Below are 16,955 nucleotides of genomic sequence, written 5' to 3'. Positions count from 1 at the left end.
ATTTCAATCTGCTGCATACGGCAGGCTGTGTTCAGTTCGCTGCTGATAGAGTGTTATTCACATGAATTCACTTTGCGAAGCTCTCACCGTCCTTCGCTCGCTTTGAACGATAAATCATGCTACTTCTCTCCGTCGTCGCATTTGCATAACTAAGTTGATTATATAATGGTGGCTGGGGGATTGTCAATGATTTTTTCGTTTATACTATTCCCTGTCTTTCATCTTATATCCCAAACTTTCCCCTGACCTCATCAAATGCTTTTACAGACTCCATATTTTCATGTGGCTCACACAACATCTTATCCATAGTTACCGTATCAAACCACCTACCAAATTTGTAACCACTGTATGTGAGTCTGCCCGAAAGTTTATATCCCATATTTTCATGAAAATGCACGCTTCTGTAAACATCGTTGTCCGCTTCTGTCATAGGCGGTGTGATAAGTGCGATTGCTTTTACAAACCCCTGTGCCTTTAAGATTTCCTCAAGATATGAATACAGTTTTCTGCCAACACCGTTTCCCCTAAAATTATTGTCAAGATATATAGTCGTCTCCGCATCCCAGCTATATGCAGCTCTCGGATGATATTTATCGGCATAAGCATATCCGATGATTTCTCCATCTGACTCCGCAACAATATAGGGATGTGTTTCAAGCGTGTGCGAAATTCTTTGTTTAAATTCGTCAAGCGACGGCACTTCATACTCATAAGTGATTGCTGTTTCTTTTACATAATAACTGTATATCTCAAGTAATCTTGCAGCATCTTCTATCTTAGCTGCTCTTATATTTATCTGTGAGTTCATTTTTCTTTCCTCCATATGTCCATCGCCCTATAAGCACTTTTTTCCCCTCAAATGCAAATCCATAATGCCTTATTCTTTCTTTTTCTATACCAAGTGCTAAGATTTCTTCATCATATCTTTTTTCTTCTATCTGCTTTAAAGCTGCCTCAACTGCTTCTTCAAGTGATTTTTCGCTGTCTCTTTTTACTTTAAACTCAAGCACAATCGCCGGAAGTTTCTTTCCACTTTCACTTGTGCTTTGCTTTGGAATCATCATAACATCATAACGACCAAAACCACTTTCACGGTTTGATTTTATAATGTAAGTATTTCTCTGACCTGCCATAAGTCCCAATACAAAACCATGGTAAAAACGCGATGACTGCCTAGTCATCGCATACAAGTTTGAACTATCGTTCAAACTTGAGCCATTAGCTACTCCCTTACAGTCGTAGCATGAGGCTAAATTTTCTGGGCGTATTCTTGATTCATCCTTTCCTGCAACATCAAAACTACTAAATACATTTAATGTAATTTCATTTATATAGTAATTCATTGCTTCTAAATCACCGTCTATCAATGCACTTATAAATTCATTTGACGAATCATCTCCTGTCATAAACCAGCCTTTTATCAATTTCTGAAACATAACACGGACTTCTAAGTTTGTAAGACTCAGTTCATATTTCTGCTCTCCTGTGCTTACACAAATGTCCATGCTGTCTACTTTCAGATAACCACTTGCCAATAAAAGACTCCATATCGCATCCTCGTCGTTATCTAATTGGTCAAACACTATCTGTTCATCAATTCCAACTGTTATATATTCTCCATTTAAAAGTTTTTCCATGGCTTTCTTTATTTTCGGTGAACCTCTTTGAATAAGTTTGCCGACAAGACTATTAGAACTTGTGTCCGCCCAATATGTCTTAAACTCTTTCTTGTCAAGATAATTTGTAATCGACCACGGATTATATATATCCTTGTGCTTTCCAAATGTAAAACCGTCATACCACAGCTTCACATCATCCTTTTTCTCCGACAAACCTGCCTCATCCAATGCCGCAAAAACTTCATTTTCCGTAAAGCCAAAACTTGTATTATATTCGTCATTTGTAGTTGTAATCACATTAAGATTGTTTAAGTCTGAAAAAATACTCTCCTTGGAAATCCTGGTAATTCCTGTCATTACCGCACGCTCTAAATACGGGTTTGTTTTAAAAGTTGAATTAAACAAACTTCGTATAAAATCAACAAGTTCATTCCAAAATCCGTTTACATATGCCTCCTGCATCGGAGTATCATATTCGTCAAAAAGAATTATAACTTTCTTTTTATAATATCTACTCAAATAGTTTGAAAGAGTATTTAATGCTCCCTGTGCAGTAACATCATCCATAGTATCTTTTACAAGTGCATATAATTCTTTTTCGTTGTTATTAAAAATATCACTTTTTATTATATAGTCATATTTATTATACAATTCAACAATGCATTTTTTTATTTTTTTAACTGTGTCTAAATAATTATTTTGTTTTACACCCGCAAAACTAATAAATATCACCGGATAGGTCCCCTGAAGCTGCCTGTATTTTTCATCATCCCATATTGACAATCCTTCAAACAAATCACTTCTGCCTGCATATTTGTTTGAGAAAAAACATTCTAACATACTCATATTCAATGTTTTTCCAAATCTTCTCGGACGGGTGATAAGTGTTACATCATCCTGTGACTCCCACCATTCTTTTATAAAATATGTTTTGTCTACATAAAAACAGCCTGATTTTATTAACGATTCATAATCCTGTTTTCCTATACTTACTTTGCGCATAAACTTTCCCCCTCAATATAATAAAAAACAAACACCCAATACGATGCGTCGGATTTTTAACTGTAACTATCTTTTATTATAAACGCCAGCAGAGAGTTGTGCAAGCGGAACTCTCTGTCTTATCAATCATTATTAACTCACAATCTCTCATGTAAGTCCCTACCCCAAGCGTAATTGTAGTTCTCTTCAATTTTGTAAATCATTTAACCACTTTTATCTTTGGCTTTTTCCTACACCCTGCAAATGCATTTTTAGGTATCTTACTCTTTTTCAATCCTTTAGGTATCTGAACTGCCTGCTGAGAACATTGCTTCATCTTTAGATGCTACATAAGCAGTATTTTTTGATTCCCTTGTTTCACTTTTAATATCATATTTATTATATTTAATTTATTTCTATCTCTGTTCATCCGTACCTATCAGCACTTTCTTTCCTTCAAATGCAAATCCGTAATGTCTAATATTTTCTTTTTTTACTCCGGCATTTATCAGCTCTGCATCATATTTCTTTTCTTCAATCTGTGCTAATGATGATGCCACGGTTTCTTCAAGTGTTTTTTCTTCGTCAGGTTCATGCACTTTAAATTCCAATACCATTGCCACGCTGCTTTTGTCCTGTGGAACTATCATGACATCATATCTCCCAAAACCACTTTCACGGTTTGATTTTACTTCGTAGCTGTCACTAAGTTCCACAATAAGACCTAAAACAAATCCGTGGTAAAAACGCGATGACTGCCTAGTCATCGCATACAAGTTTGAACTATCGTTCAAACTTGAGCCATTAGCTACTCCCTTACAGTCGTAGCATGAGGCTAAATTTTCCGGTTCCGATGTTCCGGATGGATTTTTCCCTGTATCAAAATAGCTGAATGTTGCCAAAGCTACCTTATTCATATAATAATTCATTTCTTTTATGTTTCCATTCAACAATGCCTTAACAAAATCACTATATCTCGCATCCGGATTTTCAAACCATCCTGCAAACATATTCGCAAACATACTTATCGTTTCCAGATTTGTTATACTGATATGATACCATGGTTTCAAAAGCAATCCCTTATACTCTACATAATCTATTTTAAGATAGCCGCTTGCCACGAGCAGACTCCATATCGCATTCTTATTTTTATCAAGTTGATTAAAAACTATCTGGTCATCAAATGTAACCTCTATACTTTCTCTTTTTAATAATAATTCCATCAATTCCTTAATTTCCGGAACTGATTTTTTCATTAAATGGTCTATAAGTGAATTTGAACTTGTATCCGCCCAATAAGTGTCAATTTTTTTATTTTCCAAAAAATTGATTATCGACCACGGGTTATAAATATCTTTTTGTTTTCCAAATGTAAATCCATCATACCACTCTTTTACTATTTGCTTTTTATCTGACAGATTAAAATTATCCAATGCCAAGAATACTTCTTCTTCCGAAAAACCAAATACACCTGAATACTCATCACTTTCAACAGTTATCACTTTTAAATTATTTAAATCAGAAAACACACTTTCCTTAGATACTCTTGTAATTCCAGTCATTACCGCACATTCCATATATGGATTTGATTTAAATGTTGCATTAAAAAAGCTTCTCGTAAATGAAACCAGCTCATTCCAATATCCGTTTACATATGCCTCCTGCATCGGTGTATCATACTCATCAAGAAGAATAATCACTTTTTTCTCAAATTTTCTATATAAAATTGCCGCAAGATTTTTAACCGCCCTGTATATTGTCTCATTTGATATATCTTTATTTACATTTGTGTTATTTGAATAATTATCAAGCTGTCTAAATAAATTTCTTTCGGCATCTGTCAACATATCATCTTCAAGAAGATATGAATGTTGTTTGTAGATATCGTTTATAACTGATACCATGTCATTTTTTGTATCTTTAAAATTATTTGCCTTGATTTCCGCAAAACTAATAAATATCACCGGATATGTCCCCTGAAGCTGCCTGTATTTTTCATCATTCCATATTGACAATCCTTCAAACAAATCACCTCTGCCTGCATATTTGTTTGAGAAAAAACATTCTAACATACTCATATTCAATGTTTTTCCAAATCTTCTCGGACGGGTGATAAGTGTTACATCATCCTGTGACTCCCACCATTCTTTTATAAAATATGTTTTGTCTACATAAAAACAGCCTGATTTTATTAACGATTCATAATCCTGTTTTCCTATACTTACTTTGCGCATAAACTTTCCCCCTCAATATAATATAAAAACAAACACCCAATACGATGCGTCGGATATTTATCTGTAACCATCTTCCATTATAAACGCCAACAGAGAGTTCCGCAAGCGACTCTCACTGCTGGTGTTATCTTCAACCTCACATACACTATACTGTTGCAAACAGTCCTTTTTCAGCTTCCTCATATTCTTCTTCCGTATAAGCAAGTTCCAAAACTTCTTCTTTTGAGTAACTTTTGCTAATCATTTTCACAATACGCTTTATATTTTCTTCTTTAAGAATTTTTTCATTTTCTTCCTTAACAATATCTTCCTTTCCCACAATATTTCTTGATTTATCGTTATACGCAAACATTTCGTTCAACGAAATATTTTTACATAATAATTGTCATTTTTTGTCTGCATCTGATATACTATTACTGTTGTCACTCTCCAATCTGACAGCAGAGAGGAGGTGTCAGTATGTTATTATCAATCTTTAATGCTATTATGGCAAATATAATCAGCTACTATATTTGCAAATGGCTAGATAGCATTTTTTAATGACAACTAACCTAGCAGATGCTCGACTGCTCTATCAAAACAAGAAAAACCCCCTATAAGGTGCGAACTTACAGGGGGTTTGTTTTTGTGTCAGTATGACACTATTATCAATCTTTCTAGCTGACTTAATTATAACACACCAACTCAGCTATTACAAGTATATTCTTAGGTATTATTTTTCATTCTTAAAAAATATGACATTTTTTCAATTTTTGTTATTGAAAACTGACACACCAACTCAGCTATATTTTCAAAGTTTCCATCCTTTTTTCTTACGCTTCTTCCCTTATCTTCTTCGCCGCACAAACCATATTTCTAAGGCTTGCGTCCGACTCTTTCATTCCTCTTGTCTTTAATCCGCAGTCAGGATTTACCCAGAGTTTATCACTGTCTATTTTTGTAAGCATTATCTTTAATACATTGGTTATCTCCTCAACTGACGGAACTCTCGGTGAATGAATGTCATATACTCCCGGTCCTACTTCCGTCTCAAAATTGTTTTCTCTGAGCGAGTCGAGTATCAAAAGGTCTGAGCGTGATGCCTCAAATGTTATAACATCCGCATCCATATCGTCAATTGCCGGGATTATGTCCGTAAACTCACTGTAGCACATATGCGTGTGTATCTGTGTTTCAGGCTTTACACCACTGTGGGTAAGACGGAATGCAGGTATCGCAAAATCGAGATATTCCTTATACCAGTCAGTTTTTCTAAGCGGAAGTTTTTCTCTTAAAGCTGCTTCATCTATCTGTATAACTTTGATGCCGTTTGCTTCAAGGTCGAGCACTTCATCTCTTATTGCTAATGCAATCTGTGATATTGAGTCTTTTATTGAAATATCTTCTCTTTGGAATGACCAGTTAAGTATCGTAACAGGTCCCGTGAGCATACCTTTCATAATCTTCTTTGTGAGGGACTGTGCATAAACCGACCATTCTACTGTTATAGGTTTATTTCTATGTACATCTCCCCATATGATAGGTGGTTTCACGCATCTTGTACCATAGGACTGCACCCACGCTTTCTGTGTGAACAAAAATCCGCCGAGTGACTCACCAAAATATTCTACCATGTCATTTCGCTCATACTCACCGTGAACAAGTACATCAATGCCTATTTCTTCCTGCCATTTTACACATTCGGCAATTTTTTTCTTATTAAAATCAACATATTCCTGCTCTGTCTTTTCCCCTCTCTTAAATGCTGAACGGTTTGCTTTCACATCTTTTGTCTGAGGAAATGATCCTATCGTGGTTGTCGGGAACTTCGGAAGTTTAAATTCTTCTTTCTGAATTTTCTGACGCTCACTTCTCTTTGGAAGTCTTACATAATCGGACTCACATACTTTAGAAAGACGATTTCTTACATCTTTATTTGTGCAATCCCTGCTGCCACTGAAAAGCTTATGATTTTTCTCAAATATATCATATTCAGCATAATTTTTACTGTCAGCAAGTTTTCCAAGTTCACTAAGCTCAACAAGTTTCTCCTTTGCAAATGAAAAATAAGCCGTATATTCTTTTGAAAGTTTTTCTTCATTTCCCAATGTATATGGCACATGAAGAAGTGAACATGATGTTGATATTACTGTATCGATACCCTTTTCTCTCAGCCCACTTAACACTTTCAATGTCTTATCATAATGATTTTTCCAGATATTCTTACCGTTTACAACTCCGGCAAAAAGTACCTTATCCTTTGGAAAACCGTATTTAGAAACAAGGTCACAAGTCTGCTTTCCCTCAATGAAATCAAGACCTATTCCCGCAAACGGCATATTTATGACTTCCTCATAAATATCACGAATATCCCCAAAATAAGTTTGCAATAAAACTTTCGTATCTGTTTCAACAGCAAGCAGTTCATCATAAATCTGATGGAATAATGCCTTGTCACTATCATCCATATCAAGTACAAGTGCCGGCTCGTCAAACTGTACCCATGCTATCTGCTTTTTACCGCAAGTCTGTAACAGTTCTTTATATGCCGCTATTATGTCACATACATAATCTTTTTCAGATTTATTTCCCGTATATCTGCAAAGTTTTAACATTGTGTACGCACCTGTGAGCATCGGCTTTGTTTCGATGCCAAATTCATCTGCCTCTGCATACTCATTCCAAAGTTTGTCACCCGACAATTTTATCTTCGTGTCATCCTCTGTCTCAGGCACTATATAATGATAATTTGTGTTAAACCATTTTTTCATCGCAAGTGCTTTTACATCACCGTGTTCTCCCTGATAACCTCTTGCCATTGCAAAATATGTATCAATTTCCGACAAATCAAGTTCTTTGTATCTTTTAGGAATTATATTTAACAATACTGCCGTGTCAAGCACGGTGTCATAAAACGAAAAATCATTGCTTGAAATAAAATCAATTCCTGCATTTTTCTGCATATTCCAATGTGTTTTTCTAAGTTCTTTTGCTGTTTCTTTAAGCTGCTCCTCACTAATCTCTTTTCTAAAATATTTTTCTGAAGCAAATTTAAGTTCTCTTAATGTTCCGATTCTCGGGAAACCTATAACTGATGTTTTCATCTCAACCCTCCATTTTTGTATTAATGTTTTTTGCTTTTCAACTTATCCTAATTTTAATAAAAACTAATCTTTACTATTTCTTATTTCAAAAACAAATTCATTATAATTAAATTTCCGCCAATCGTATAATACATAAAAAAACAGGTTAGCCATAGTTTAAAACTATATCAAAAAAATCTTACTCCATTCCACTAAATTTTTAAATATCAATATGAATAACATTTTACAAACATAAACATGATAGATATAATCATATTTTTTCAAATAGCTGCATCAAAAAAAGCCATACTCTATTTTCAAAATAGAATATAGCTCTTAATTTTAACAGCAAACAATAGTCATAATCCGTTGTGCTACTTTCCTGACATTGTTAAGTATTTCCCAAGCGACTCCAGATAAGTTTCCCCAAGTCTGCTTAACATCCCTTTCTTATGCATAATATAACCGATACGCATATCTCCCTCATCCGCAAGCGGAACAGCTATAATATCCTTACCATTTAGCTTCTTGTCTATCACGCCACTGCAAACGGTATATCCGTTTAGTCCTATCAGCAGGTTAAAAAGCGTTGCCCGGTCTCTTACCCGTATATTTTTCTTTCTCTCCGATGCTGAAAAGATTTCCTCTGAAAAATAAAATGAATTGTGCTCACCCTGTTCAAATGAGAGATACGGATACATCTCAAGCTCATCATTTGTTATTATCGTTTTTTCTGCGAGCGGATGCTTTCTGCTTATAAATACATGAGGCTTTGCAATAAACAACTGCGTAAATTTAAGTTCATTCGATTTCAGTATCTTATTTATGACCGTTTCATTAAAGTCATTTAAAAATAAAATTCCAAGCTCACTCCTCATTTTGGCAACATCCTCGATTATCTCATAGGTCTGTGTTTCTCTCAATGAAAAATCATACTCATCCTGACCATACTTTTTGATAAGGTCTACGAATGCATTTACTGCAAATGAATAATGCTGGGTTGATACACAGAACTGTTTTTTACCGCCTGCATTTTTCTTATATTTATCCTCAAGTATTGCCGCCTGCTCCAATACCTGTCTGGCATATCCCAAAAAGTCCCTGCCCTCTTTTGTGATATTTATGCCTTTGTTCGTTCTGTTAAAGATAATGATGTTCATTTCTTTTTCAAGTTCATGTATCGCACTTGTGAGACTTGGCTGCGAGATATACAATCTGTTTGCTGCCTCGGTAATCGTACCGGTCTCGGCAACTATTGTCACATATTTTAACTGCTGTAATGTCAATTTTTTCCCTCTCTCAACTTAAAGGTGCTCTCGGTATCTTATCTATTCTGCTATTAGTCGCACTTTAACTGTAAACAATAATTATGTTCTTTATTACACTATATCATAATTGTATCAGAAAAATATACGCAAGACCATAATAAGTTACAACTGCCACAAGATCATTTACCGTTGTGATAAGTGGTCCTGATGCTACTGCCGGGTCAATCTTTATTTTACGGAAGAACATCGGAATCACCTGCCTGACGGACAAGCTCGCTCATTGCCTGCCTTACGGAAAGACCTTTCTTTATACAAACATAATTTGTCGTCATATATCTGCCTATTTCTTCCTCATCATATGAAAGAAACATATTTACATCAGCAACGGCATCTGCATCAATCCTTTTTACATGAACATATCTCCATGAACAACTCTAAAGTCCTGTTACTATATATTATAAATTGCCATTAGTTAAGAATAAATTTACCTATAAGTCCTTTCAATGTATCAGCCTGTGCAGAAAGCTCCTCGCTTGTTGCTGATGTTTCCTCTGCTGCCGCTGAGTTAGACTGTACAACCTCTGATATCTGGTTTACACCAATCTCAGCCTGTTCCATAGCTTCTGCCTGCTGTTTTGACTCTTCGCTGAGTTGTTTTGATGTTTCTGCAATACTCTCGATACCGTCAATAACACTCTTAAGTGCTTCCTCTGCATTTTTACTTGCAACATTACCTTCGTCGATTTCTTTTAAAGCACCCTCGATTAGTTCACGTGTATTAACTGCTGATGAAGCACTCTGCTCTGCAAGTTTTCTAATCTCATCTGCAACAACTGCAAATCCTTTTCCGGCTTCACCTGCTCTTGCTGCCTCGATAGATGCATTAAGTGAAAGAAGGTTTGTCTGTGATGCTATATCTTCTATCTGCGTCGTAATGTTTTCAATCTGTTTTGATGTATCTGTGATGCGTTTCATCGCAACTGCAAGATCTTTCATCTGCTGACGCCCCTCATCTGCCTGTCTTGCATATTCTCTTGCCTGCTGATGTGACTCGATAAGATTCTGAGCACTCTGCTCTGCACTTGCCGTGATATTTGCAATAGTAGATGTAAGTTCCTGTACAGCTCCTGCCTGGTCTGTAGCACCTTCTGCAAGTGCCTGTGCTGACTGTGCAAGATTGTCTGAACCTGCTGAAACCTGAACTGCTGCATCATCAACATTCTGGAGCGTCTCTACCATCTGGTCACGAAGACCTCTCATGGCTACAATGATATCATTAAATGTTCCCTTATAGCGTTCTCTGCATTCTGACTGAACCACAAAATTTCCGACTGACATACTTCCAAGTATATTCTCAATATCTTTTATTATCTTCTTGAGGTCTTCTGATATCCCCTCTGAATCTCTTATCATATCGTTAAATTCATCTTCATAATCGCTCTTAGGGAATGGTGTCTCGAAATCACCTTCTGCGAGTTTAGTGAGACGCTGTGATGTCGCACGGAGTATAACCTGAATACCCTCTGCAAATTTCTCGCTCTTTCTTGTTGACTGGATTCTTGCAACTACCATAACAATGATAACTACAACTACAGTAACTATCTCAATGATAGAAAGCATCTCTTTTGTACTGTTTCCCAGTGCAACTTCATAATCCATGATAGATCCCATGTTGCTGTATATCTCATCATACTTAGGTGAGAGTTTATTTATCTCATGTGTCTGTGCATCCTGTGAAAGTTTTGAATCTGTCGTGGCACCTTCTTCAACAATTTTATCAGCCAGAGTCCAATACTCATCTGCAAGAGAAGATACTGAGGAATAAAGGCTTTTTTCCTTGCTTGAATGAAGATTAACTTCAATATTCTTAAAGTATTTATCAAACTTTTCTCTTTTCTGTTTGTACCGATTCTTCTGGTCTTTTATGGCACTCTCATCAAGATATCCGATAGTCGCTCTTACCGAGCTCTGTGAACCGGCAAGTACCGTCATTGCCTTTCCTATATCACCCTGTATAAAACCATAACTTGTCAATGCATTACTGTACTGTTTACCTACTATCAGTAAAGCAATTATGGCAACCAATGCTGCAATGCTTGTAAGATTAGTCACATATGCCACATTTTTCTTTAATCGGTATTTTACACTCTGTTTTTCTTTAATCTGCCCTGATTTTTGAATATTATTTTCTTCCATAAAAATCACTCCTTTTGTTTACTTTTAGCATATTATGTACCTTGTTATCAAAAAAGCTGTTGCCTAAGTTGTCTCTCCAGCACTTAGGTAACAGATCTCTCTTATATTTATATTATACCACTATACATTCAAAATACAATCTCGTTAATCTCCATTATACTGTATATTTACGGCATCCTGTATTTTTCACACATACATATTCATAACAAAAAATACGATATTTCCATCAGTTCAGCCCTGTAAATATAAGGTATTTCGTATATATACTGAAATCAATTCTGTATCTTTTTTATAAGACCGACTCCTATCGCATAAGGTCCTGTGTGAACACATATCGTTGCACCTATATGAGCTATTCCTGTCTCCTCTTTAAGTCCCAGACCACGCATAACCTCATCAAGCTCTTTTTTATATTCAAGTCCTTCCTCTCTGTCATATCCATATCCCACCCTATAAACATAGTTATTAGGATCTTCACCATTTTCAGCAAAATAATTTTTTAACAGCTCATACGTTTTTGCTATTGATTTTTTACGGCTTCTGGCAATTCCTGATGCATCTATCGAGCCGTCTTTAAGTGTTATTATAGGTTTTAAGTTAAGTGCACTTGAAGCAACGCTTGCCACTTTTCCTATTCTTCCACCATGTTTAAGATAATCCGTATTTCCCACAGTAAAGAATATCCGTCCTGTTGAAAGATACTCCTTTGATGTAAGTTTTTCTACTGCTTCATCATAAGAAGCTCCGGACTGTTTCAGCTTTGCTGCCTGAATTACATAAAGTCCCTGAAGTACGGTTGCCCCAAGTGAATTGATAACTGTTATCTTTGCATCAGGATACTCTTCGCAGACAATCTCTTTTGCATTGCAAGCTGAATTGTACGAGCCGCTTAATGAAGTAGTAATACATATACAGATAACCGCTCTGCCCTCCCTTGCATGAGGAGTAAATGCATCCACATAATTCTGAACAGAAGGAAGTGATGTTTTAGGATACTGCTTAGGAAAATCCACCATTTTCCTGTAAACATCATCTATCGCTATCTCTTCAACTTCTTTCTGATAATTTTCCTCATCAAATGATATATAAAAAGGTACTACCTCTATGTCATACTTTTCTCTTAAACTCTGCTCAAGATCACATGAGCTGTCGCTGATTAACTGATAATCCATGGCAAATCCTCCGTCTTTTAATCTGCTGCTGTTCAAATTCAGGCTCGAACAGTAACAAATATATCTTTCTATGATACCGGTCGGTCTTTTCTATTTCTAAATATCTTTGTGCCAACCTCTATCTTATGTAGTTTTTATTACTACATTGTACCATATTCATGACGATTGTCAACCGATTGCAGGCTTTTTTACCTATTTACCGATACAACTCATTTCCCGTCCTGCCGACTGAAAACTTACCCTATGTTATTTAGCTTTAAGCCGGCAGGTAAGTACACTAGCTGTTAAAGCTGCTGCCGCATTTTGGACAAATATTTCCGTCCCTAAATATATGACCACAGCGATAGCAGCACTTTACCTTGTGTTCCTGTTTTGACATATACTTAATACTTCTTGACTCCGGCTTTAATTTAAGATAATCAACAAATGATGTCAGCACTTCCGCCAGGTTTTTTTCATCATTTTTACTGAGAGTGCACGGCATCTTTATACAGCCTTTCTCCATATGTAACATCACAAGTCCATTTTTTTGAGAAAATATGCCGTTTATTTTTTTTACATCTACTGAACCTGATTTTATAAAACCCTTGTAGAATATATGATCAGGTGTGACTATAAAGCCCTCTTTTCCACTGCCAAACAGCGAAGAATCACATATTATGATGGGATACTCATATTTTTCTGCCGCATATGCGTATGTACTTATTGCAACTTTAACAAATGAAGATTCTTTGTCATTACTTTCTCCATCTCTCATTTTTCTTATATCATAAAAATGAATTTTTGATGTATTGGATATTTTTCCGTCAAGTTCACGCTTCAGTTTTCTTACAAGAAGTTCACATTCCTCCGTCTTTAATGCTGTAAGTTTCTTGTCTATAAGCTGCAGCATATTTGATTTAAGTTCAGGCAGAAAAATTCCCTCCTCTATCTCTTTTATCGCCTTGAGTCCCTCGTCAAATGTTATGTACTCAGGATTTGGACATATACCTCTGAGTTTTGCCTCATCCATAGCATATACACGCTTTCTCAGTCCCTCGACAAATCTGTCCGAATTTCGTTTCTCATACTCTCCGTTCTTTATCTTTTCCATCACATCGAGCAATTCATTTCTGTTATTTCTGTCAACACCCTCTACAAGCTTATTTAATTCATCAAACTCAACTTTATCACGCTTTGTATCAACAATCTTGATATACGGACTAACATCTATCTCCATGTAAGTCATCAGTTTTTCTTTTGTTCTTTTATATCTGTCAAAGTTTATATTTTCCGGAAGATGAGATACTATATACTCTACCTCTTTTTTTGCCGCCGTTTTACACATTTTTGTAAGTACATCCAAACAATGAAGTTTTTTCTGCTCCTCACCTTCTGACCTTTTAACCTTTTTTATATACTCAACTATCTCTGAATATTTTGCCGTCCTGCCCATATCTATAAGCACATCATAGAGTGACGGACACCTTATCACCTTGTCAGTGCCACCCTCATTATATCTTTGTTCTACAGTTCCTGTATTATCCCCTGCTTTTTCTTTTTCAATACCGTTTTCTGAATTTGCAGCATAATTATCTTTTTCTCCGTCACTATTAGAAACTACCCTGTCCTCTCCACTTTCAATACTATTTTCCAAACCGCCGTTTAATATGTCTTTTTTTGTGCCATCACTTATATTCTCATCATAATAACCATCTCCCGCAGTAATATTTTCGCCGGCTATATCGTTTTTGCCTAAATTACTTCCATCTTTTTTATTATCAGCTTCTGCCTTATTTTTCTGTAATCCGTCTTCTAAATTTAAACCACTATTTGTATTGTCTTCGACTCCATAATCTCTTTCGGATACTTTATTTTTCTCCTCCTGTTCGTTTACTGCCGCCTCCAAAAAATTGTAATATTCACTTATGTTTTGGTAAACCTGTAACACATCTTTAATATTATCACTAATATTGTCATCTCCATCATATTTATTATTTTCTGCCTCTTTGGCTCGTAAACTCGCTTCCAGTTTTCTTCTTTCTTCTGCTTCTTTCCTAATCTCGTTAATTTTCTTTTTTCTTATCTTCTCACGATATTCAAGTTCCTGCTCTATTGTCGCATAAAATTTCTCTTTCTCATAGTCAGAAAAGAACCCCTCATCCATCTTTGTGATTAGCGTCTCAAGTTCATAATTAGCGAGATGTTCAATATCTTGGCATACCTCACTAAGTCTTTTCTCACCCCTGGAAAGCTCCCTTTTATAATCAGATTGATACACATTGAAGTGGCAATTTGCCGTCTTTGCACCTTTTCTTCCTAAAAGCAGTGCATAATCTCTCGCCGCATACTCATCGTTATCAAAATCAAGGATGTATATATCCCCCTCTTTAAGAAGTCTGTCCGGGCTTGGCGTATAAAATGTTTTGCAACTATCACAGGTATATGCTCTCGCAATATAGACCTTTCCCTCTTCAGTATCTATAACATACTCTTTTCCGCTAGGGAAAACAACCATATGAAGAAATTCCCCACATTTCGGACACTTATATGGAACCATGTAAAAATTATTTCCTATCCTGTGCGAATTTGCATATTCTTCATCAAATTTTTCCTTTTTAAAATCGTAACTTCCGATAATCCATCTAATACTGTGCCAAAGACCTGCTTTTGTCCTTATACCTCTTTCCGGATTTATATTAACTATACGCCCATCCTTCGTATACCCCTTATATATTTCTGCACCTCCGTCATCTTGCAAAATATTTTTCCCCGTGTCTTTATCTTCAATACTTCCTTCTAACTTTTCCAAAAACTCTCTATCTTCACGCTGTTCTTCAATATGTTCAATACATTTTTCCATCGCATCTTCAAAAGTAATCTGAATTTCGTCGTTGAAAAATTTCATGCTCGTCTTAGTAAAATATGTTTGAACATCTATCTCCTTAAAAATCTGCGAAAACAAAGCAGCGAGCACCATATAGTCTTTCGCAACATTAATTCCTTTTATTGCTCCCCATTTTACAAAAGGATATAACATCATATTTATTATGTTTGTGAGAAGTATATTATCTTTTATTTCAAATGCTTTGGCAGGGTCAAGAGAAAATTCCTCAATATCTGAATAAACCCTCCTTGAACTGAGTTCAAAATACATAGAACGAAGTCTGCCGACAAGTATCATCGCATTTTTTCTTATTACAATGTCACCGTTCCACTCCACACGCTCTTTCTTAGATGTTATCACGCTCTGATAAACCTTTATTATCTCATTATTTGCTTTAATGTAAACCATATCTATACCCCTTTCTCTGCCATTTTGAAATCTATATATTTGTACCATTTAAAATTTCGGTTTTTTTCTTAAATTCCTTTACAGCCAATTAACATTATTTATTACTTCCTTAAGTGTCTTTGCAAGCCCATCCTCGTCATTACTGTCTGTTGTGATAATATCCGCAACTGCTTTTACATCATCTGTTCCATTGCACATACACACACCGGTTCCACAATCTCTCACCATTTCAAGGTCATTTGTTGTATCACCAAAAGCCACAACCTGTGATATATCATATCCGTATTTTTCACAATAATATCTGATACCGTAAACCTTTGACAGCTTAGGGTGGACAAATTCAAACATATCAGCCTGCGATTTAAATGCACGGTATTTTTCAGATTTATGCTCCTCATAAAACTTTTCAACTGACTCCATTTTTTCAGGCGGAGTGCTTAACACTAATTTACTCTGAGGTGTCGTAACTTCTTTTTTCATATCACATAAATGTATGCCAAGATGATTGTTTCTTGCGGCTCTCTCTATTGTCGAGTCATTTCTTGCCGCATAACAGTCCTCCCCCTGATACACATACGGATTTAAGTCAAACTGCTCATACTCATCGATTATCTCAAATATCGTATCAACATCAAGTTTATAAAAGTCCTTTTTCTCTTTGTCCTCCACATCAAAAAGTTCTGCACCGTTTGATGCGATCATAAACTGAATTAGGTCAGAGATACCGAGGTTTTCAACTGTTCTCTTTACACCTATTATCGGCCGGCCCGACGCAATCCCGATACGCATACCTCTCTTTTTCATATCACGCAAAACATTTTTTGTATATTCGGTCACTTTCTTATCATCATTTAAAAGTGTCCCGTCCATATCCATAACTATAACTTTCATTTTATCCTCCGTTTTTTAACAATGTGCTCTCTAAATCTTCTGAACGAAGAATTTCGAGATGGATTTTTGATATACAATGACATTTTCGCAATACATACAAAGTATGTATACGTACACGGTATTACAATTAGAAAATGGAAACAGTATATCAAAAGTCCAGCCGAAATGACTCGTTTTGAGGAGATACCGAGAGTACATACCAGCTCACAAAAATAAGAGCTGCAATATCAATATCAAGCTGTCCAATATTATAATATA

Annotated in this window: 11 protein-coding genes and 1 pseudogene; all 12 read right to left on the bottom strand. The window is 35.8% G+C overall.

Going from position 1 to position 16,955, the window contains the following annotated elements:
* Positions 1-223: 223 nt before the first annotated feature.
* Complete coding sequence (locus DW721_RS01280; RefSeq protein WP_118744547.1) at positions 224-808, bottom strand: GNAT family N-acetyltransferase; 585 nt, start codon at positions 806-808, stop codon at positions 224-226.
* A complete protein-coding gene (locus DW721_RS01275; RefSeq protein ID WP_118744546.1) occupies positions 777-2,621 on the bottom strand; it encodes an AAA family ATPase in 1,845 nt (614 codons plus the stop codon). The genes DW721_RS01280 and DW721_RS01275 overlap by 32 nt, the downstream gene beginning before the upstream one ends.
* 395 nt (positions 2,622-3,016) lie before the next feature.
* Entirely contained in the window at positions 3,017-4,834 is a 1,818-nt protein-coding gene (locus tag DW721_RS01270) for an AAA family ATPase (protein ID WP_118744545.1), read from the bottom strand.
* A gap of 145 nt (positions 4,835-4,979) precedes the next feature.
* A complete protein-coding gene (locus DW721_RS01265) occupies positions 4,980-5,195 on the bottom strand; it encodes a hypothetical protein (protein WP_147355369.1) in 216 nt (71 codons plus the stop codon).
* Positions 5,196-5,646: 451 nt separating this feature from the next.
* The gene (metE, locus tag DW721_RS01260; protein ID WP_118744543.1) at positions 5,647-7,917 is read right to left on the bottom strand and encodes a 5-methyltetrahydropteroyltriglutamate--homocysteine S-methyltransferase; all 2,271 of its coding nucleotides are present in this window, start codon (positions 7,915-7,917) and stop codon (positions 5,647-5,649) included.
* 353 nt (positions 7,918-8,270) lie between these two features.
* Positions 8,271-9,182 carry a LysR family transcriptional regulator gene (locus DW721_RS01255; protein ID WP_118744542.1) on the bottom strand — a complete coding sequence of 304 codons (912 nt, stop codon included), beginning with the start codon at positions 9,180-9,182 and terminating at the stop codon, positions 8,271-8,273.
* Positions 9,183-9,285: 103 nt separating this feature from the next.
* Positions 9,286-9,420: pseudogene (locus DW721_RS01250) on the bottom strand (magnesium transporter); the annotation flags it as partial.
* Entirely contained in the window at positions 9,398-9,535 is a 138-nt protein-coding gene (locus DW721_RS15955; protein WP_182436164.1) for a hypothetical protein, read from the bottom strand. The pseudogene DW721_RS01250 and the gene DW721_RS15955, both read right to left, overlap by 23 nt.
* Positions 9,536-9,632: 97 nt before the next feature.
* Positions 9,633-11,360 carry a methyl-accepting chemotaxis protein gene (locus DW721_RS01245; RefSeq protein ID WP_118744541.1) on the bottom strand — a complete coding sequence of 576 codons (1,728 nt, stop codon included), beginning with the start codon at positions 11,358-11,360 and terminating at the stop codon, positions 9,633-9,635.
* 272 nt (positions 11,361-11,632) lie between these two features.
* Positions 11,633-12,532, bottom strand: a complete 900-nt coding sequence (locus DW721_RS01240) for a DegV family protein (protein WP_118744540.1) — start codon at positions 12,530-12,532, stop codon at positions 11,633-11,635.
* A gap of 277 nt (positions 12,533-12,809) precedes the next feature.
* On the bottom strand, positions 12,810-15,806 hold the full coding sequence (locus DW721_RS01235) for a hypothetical protein (RefSeq protein WP_118744539.1): 2,997 nt from the start codon (positions 15,804-15,806) through the stop codon (positions 12,810-12,812).
* Positions 15,807-15,884: 78 nt separating this feature from the next.
* Positions 15,885-16,697, bottom strand: coding sequence for a Cof-type HAD-IIB family hydrolase (locus DW721_RS01230; RefSeq protein ID WP_118744538.1), 813 nt, complete (start codon positions 16,695-16,697; stop codon positions 15,885-15,887).
* Positions 16,698-16,955: the final 258 nt, after the last annotated feature.

This window comes from Clostridium sp. AM27-31LB (assembly GCF_003480745.1).
Taxonomy (GTDB): Bacteria; Bacillota; Clostridia; order Lachnospirales; family Lachnospiraceae; genus Butyribacter; species Butyribacter intestini.
This window is presented reverse-complemented; position numbering and strand designations above follow the sequence as displayed.